Annotated in this window: 2 protein-coding genes and 1 pseudogene; all 3 read left to right on the forward strand. The window is 33.6% G+C overall.

Going from position 1 to position 1,228, the window contains the following annotated elements:
- Positions 1–354, forward strand: a 354-nt coding sequence (locus V7149_RS26335; RefSeq protein WP_335348504.1) for an ArsR/SmtB family transcription factor, incomplete at its 5' end; no start/stop codon positions are given.
- A 20-nt stretch (positions 355–374) separates the two neighbouring features.
- The gene (locus tag V7149_RS26340; RefSeq protein ID WP_335348505.1) at positions 375–872 is read left to right on the forward strand and encodes an SRPBCC family protein; all 498 of its coding nucleotides are present in this window, start codon (positions 375–377) and stop codon (positions 870–872) included.
- A 154-nt stretch (positions 873–1,026) separates the two neighbouring features.
- A pseudogene (locus V7149_RS26345) lies at positions 1,027–1,209 on the forward strand (VOC family protein); the annotation flags it as partial.
- Positions 1,210–1,228: the final 19 nt, after the last annotated feature.

A 1,228-nucleotide genomic window follows, 5' to 3' on the forward strand; every position in this document is an offset into this window, starting at 1 on the left:
ATATTTAACTACATGGTTAACCATAATAATGATCATTTAAATAAAATTTTTCATGCTTTAGCTGATTCAACAAGAAGAGAAATGGTTCATATGATGGCGCAAAAAGAAAGAACAGTTTCTGAATTAGCAGAGCCTTTTGATATGTCCCTTGCTGGGATTTCAAAGCATATTAAGGTTCTTGAGGGAGCAAAATTAGTGGAAAGGAGTGTAAATGGAAGAACTCACATATGTCGCTTAAATACTAAATCATTATCTCAAGCTAAAGAATGGCTCCAATTTTATGAGAAATTTTGGAGCAATCGTTTTGATCTTCTGGAAAGTGAGTTATTGAAAGCCAAGAAGAAAGAACACTAAAACATCGGAAGGAGAATTTTATGAATAAAATCCCAACTACAACATTAAAAATGAAAAGAGAATTTAATGTAGAACCTGAAAGAGTTTTTGACGCATGGTTGAATCCTGTAATGATGAAAAAGTGGTTTTTTACATTAGAAGGGACGAACAAGGTCGCACAGAATGACCCCAAAGTAGGTGGAGGTTGGGAGATCGTCGACCATAGAGAGGGAAAAGATTATCGAGCAGTAGGTGAGTACCTTGAAATTGATCCTCCAAAAAAATTGGTATTTACTTTTAAAATGCCTCAATTTAGTGAGTTAGAAGATATAATAACTGTTGAGATAAAAGAAATTTCTACAGGCTGTGAAATGACTTTTACCCAACTCATACACGTTGCTCCAGAAGAAAACTGGACAAAAGCAGATATTGAAAAAGCTCTAGGAGAGTATCATGATGGGTCTGAACATGGTTGGAACTTAATGTTTATGGGACTCAAAGAACTAGTTGAAATTGGATATATCAGCTATAAAGGTTGATGTTCATACATCGGCTTAGGTTGGCTAAAGAAAAAGTATGACTCGGATAAAATTATTTTTATAGAGGGGCATTATTAAATTTAAGTTACCTTACGTACATTCATTTTATCAATTGATGAATAATTAATTAAGTGACTACAGGAGTTGGTATTTAATGGTAAATGTTACACCGTTTTTAATGTTTCAAGATGGTAAAGCAGAAGAAGCGATGAATTATTACATATCAATCATTGACGATTCTGAAATTACTAGTATTGTTCGCTATGGAGCTAATGAAACTGGAGACGAAGGAACTGTCATGAAAGCTACTTTTTCTTTAAAAGGGCAAGAATTTATGTGAATTGACAGTAACGTGA

The organism is Bacillus sp. JJ1503 (assembly GCF_036965125.1).
In the GTDB taxonomy this organism is placed as follows: Bacteria; Bacillota; Bacilli; order Bacillales; family Cytobacillaceae; genus Cytobacillus.